Annotated in this window: 4 protein-coding genes; 2 read left to right on the forward strand and 2 right to left on the reverse strand. The window is 45.7% G+C overall.

What is annotated here, in order from left to right; genetic code table 11:
* Together PPL9_RS17780 and bamE are read right to left on the reverse strand one after the other, a co-directional pair.
* Nucleotides 1-275: DUF134 domain-containing protein (locus PPL9_RS17780; RefSeq protein ID WP_152986739.1), on the reverse strand; the 275-nt coding region annotated here is incomplete at its 3' end.
* Between the two features lie 297 nt (nt 276-572).
* On the reverse strand, nt 573-962 hold the full coding sequence (bamE, locus tag PPL9_RS17785) for an outer membrane protein assembly factor BamE (RefSeq protein WP_244271719.1): 390 nt from the start codon (nt 960-962) through the stop codon (nt 573-575).
* Between the two features lie 692 nt (nt 963-1,654).
* On the opposite strand from bamE, the gene PPL9_RS17790 reads away from it, so the two are divergent.
* On the forward strand, nt 1,655-3,268 hold the full coding sequence (locus PPL9_RS17790) for a patatin-like phospholipase family protein (RefSeq protein ID WP_082596948.1): 1,614 nt from the start codon (nt 1,655-1,657) through the stop codon (nt 3,266-3,268).
* Nucleotides 3,258-3,464 carry a hypothetical protein gene (locus PPL9_RS17795; protein ID WP_057463956.1) on the forward strand — a complete coding sequence of 69 codons (207 nt, stop codon included), beginning with the start codon at nt 3,258-3,260 and terminating at the stop codon, nt 3,462-3,464. The genes PPL9_RS17790 and PPL9_RS17795 overlap by 11 nt, the downstream gene beginning before the upstream one ends.
* Nucleotides 3,465-3,874 lie beyond the last annotated feature (410 nt).

The raw sequence follows: 3,874 nt of genomic DNA on the forward strand, positions 1-3,874 counted from the left end.
CCACCCTCAATTTTCAGCGCCAACCCCTCCGTCAGCGCCGTCGCAACCACCGTGCGGGCGTGGGAGACAAGGCGGGAGAACGTAGGCCGTGAAATCCCCATCAGATCAGCAGCAGCCGTATGTTCCAGCCCTTCCGCATCGGCCAGACGCAACGCCTCCATCCCGTCCTGCGATAAAACCGCGGCCTGAAGCGTGCGCAGCGGCACGCCCTGCGGCTTGAAAAAGCGCACTCCTGCGGTTCCATGAATTCGGCGTGGTTTTCTTGGACGTGGCATAACAAACACTCCTTTCACAGCCTCTCCCATAAGAACCACCAGTGATTTAGGCAGGGGAGACGCACAGCAACATAAACCTAGAGCAGGGAGCGTGAGGAAAAGAGAACGCGGTCAGCTCTAATGAGCATATGTTCATTATACTGCGCCTCTCATCAGGGGCTGACAAGCTAGGAAAAGAACATATGCTCATAATGTCACCTCACCACAACGGGCATAACCAGCAGCATACAAGGGCATAAGCAGCAAAACCACCCGAAGCTTCCACCCCGAGCGCGCCAACCCATCTAAAAATCTATGCTACATGTTCGCGGTAATAAGTCCGGTGCGAACCTCGTCCTCCACCTCAATCATGGAGTAGTTCCGCAGCAAACCGTCCTGATCAAAAAACAGGGCCACTTCCTTGGTGGTCACATCCTGCCCGCTGGCAAGCAAATCGACCACAGGAATGAAGTTCTCAACCTTCGCCTGCGTCCGTACATGTCTGTATTTCCAAATCTCATTGCCGCTATCGGTAAAATCAGTGGTGTTCGGATCACCCAACGCAACGCGCACATCTTCCTTGGTTGTCTTGCCGTTCTCCAACTGGCTTTCCAGCCCTTCACGCGTCAAATGCCGAAGGCTCTCATTGCCAACAGAAGCGCAGCCAGCCACAACCAGCCCAAGCCCCAGAGCGAGGATAACGTGCACAATTCGCAAATCTATGCCCCTTTGCGTTGGTTTGCGTTGCTCCGTAAATGCAACGCACAGCGAGTTCTTCTTAACTGGGAATAGAACTTCGTTCTCTTAGCTGAGCGTGCCGCCAGAGCGCAGCCCTGTAAACCTGAGATAAGACTCGTGTAAGAACTGTCAGGGGGTAATAGAAAAAGGGAATTACAAAATTAAATCAAAGCGCTAGAGGGCGCCTTAGTGCGCGCCAAACACCAAAGCCGGCACACTTCATGTGGAAGAAACCACCACACGCCCGCGTGCACCAACGGGCATAACCCGGCAAACATCATTTTGCGTTGCTATGCGCAACTTTGCGTTTTTCTGCGTTCCTATGGAAATTGGTAGAGCGGTACCATCCAAACCAACGCGTCCCCCGCAAAAAGGGGAATAAGTGCTCTGAGAAAAAGCCTTAGGCAGCCAATCTTTCCCGCCGCCCAAAACCAAACTTATCCCCGCCGAAACTTGTAAGCAATTCTAATTGAGCTGCTACTGCATGCAGGCCTAGCTTAAGAACTCTACCTCAACTGATTAATGTATTAATCTTTTTTGTTAAAGTGTAGATGCCAACGGATTTACTTGTGTAAGCGAAGAAATATTCAAATGTAAATGTAGATAAATATCTACATTGTGGTATATCACGAATTATTCTGTTATTTTAGGTTGGTGAGCTAGTGAGCGTAAGCAATAATACTTCAGTAGATACGCGCGTTTATTGCATTTTTGAAGGTGCTGGGGCTCGTGGTCTTGCTCATGTGGGGGTCTATCGTGCGTTGCACCAAGCCAACATTGAACTGGTAGGATTTGCAGGAACATCTGCTGGCGCTGTTATGGCAACATTTGCAGCACTTGATTTTGAGCCTGACCAACTCTTTGATCCCATCACAGGAAAAAGTATTCTCGACCATATTGATCTCGACAGCTCAAATAATGATGTCGATAAAAATATGTCTCCTGCCTCAACCCCCGTCAATGTACTTGGCAGTAGTGCTTGGGGAGCGATTAACTTCCTAAGAAATATTCCCAATTATATTGGATTTTATTTTGTTATTTTTCTGATTTCGTTGATACCTTTTGTAACGCGTTACTATGGGTTGTTATTTGTTTTTGTCGGATTCTTCATTTTTTCTATATTTTTGATTTGGAAATTGAAAAAGGGATTAGTAAGTCTTAGCAAAGTTGAGGCTTGCCTACAGCAGCTCTTATCGATGAAAGTTTATGGATGTCGCGCAGGAAAAGAAGTCACTTTTAGAGATTTAAGAGAAAAGGGATATAAACCCTTAAGGGTAATTGCATCCAATATTAGTAACTCTGAGTTGAGAGTGTTTTCGTTTGAAACAACACCTGAGGTTGGAGTCGCAAAAGCCATTTGCGCTTCAATTTGCATACCAATTTTGTTCAAGCCAATCTGGATTGAGGATGGTTGGTATGTAGATGGTGGCGTCGTATCTAATCTTCCTGCTTGGGTATTTGATGACGAGCGGCTGATCGATAAGTCTGCTAAAACCGTAGCGATAGAGATTTCAGAAAAACACGAAGACGGAAATTCGAGAAATAAGAAAATATCTTGGCGGCGTATTCTCAATACAATTCTTTTTGGCGCGAAAGTACTGAATACACGCGGAGTCGATAATTTAGAGCCTTTGCGATTGGAGGTGCCTTTAGGTCTGCTGGATTTTGATTATGGTGAACATCAAGTAAAAGATATTATTAGTGAATCAGAAAAGATTGCAACAGCAGAGCTAGTTCAGTGCATGATTGAACTTCCATGTGAAATTTCTGCAGTTTGTGAAGATCTGAGGAGTAAGTGTAAAAACATAATCTTAAACTTCTGTTCATTTGGAGAGGACTTGAGGCTCAGAATTTCGATTGGTCGTCCTCCTTCTTTAAGTTCTAAAGTTATCAAGTTAGATTATTGCGCAGGTTTCGATTATGATGCAGATGAAAATCTAATACTTCCTATTGACAGATCGTTTGTAGGATCAGCTTTCATTGATAAAGAGGCAATTTATATCGAAAAAAAGAGCCAGTCTTTGTGGGAAGAAACTCTGCAATTACCTCAAGATCGGTGGATTCGTAATAAAGTTTCACCTTCATTGCAATGGATCCTTTGCGTTCCCATATTAGATAAAGATCACAATTGTTCGTTTGTAGTGTCAATAGACTGTAATAAAGAAATCCAGCTCTCAAGAAATCAGTTTGACAAACTGCTGGTGACTTTAGAAGCTGAGGTCAGATTACAAGTTAAAGAAATTCCTGCTTTGTTGGAGAAAGTCCATGGCCGTTAAAATTCTATCTGTAGGTAGGGATGGAAAAGTCATCCGCCGAAGCACGGGCCGAATAGCTCAGAGCAAGATCGGAAGTCAGTTGAGTGGTCATGTATCTGTGCATGTCGAGCGCGCTGGTCGCGTTGCTGATGAAATCACCAATACTCGTTCTACAATGAACAAGCGTTATGGCGTTGTTACAAGGAAGATGAAGTAATATTCGTAGTTACTCATGAAATGTAACACGACCAAGATGCCAATCACATCTCCCATAACGGACGAAAATCTCAGGTTAGAAGTTTAGGTTGTGTTTACATGGGAGTTAAGACAGAGCCATTATAAGACCACCTCTCCCACCCAAACCGTCTCCCCTTCGCCACACAACGCACGCTTGCAAACCTTGGCCATTGACACCGCATGCATCTGGTTGCATGCTCTTGGGTGAGGCCCAAAACCTCTCCAAACAGCGGTACCCGCTCCCGTTAACTAGCGGATTTTTTGTGCCTTTTTTCCGAAAGTGCGCAAACCCTTCGTTATGAGCGGGAGGGCGGTGAATACAATACCTTCTTCGGAGGGGAATAAACCCGCCTGTCTGTTTGCAGGTTTTTGGCCTCCCGCTCGCCAGCG

The organism is Pseudovibrio sp. POLY-S9 (genome assembly GCF_001431305.1).
Lineage (GTDB): Bacteria > Pseudomonadota > Alphaproteobacteria > Rhizobiales > Stappiaceae > Pseudovibrio.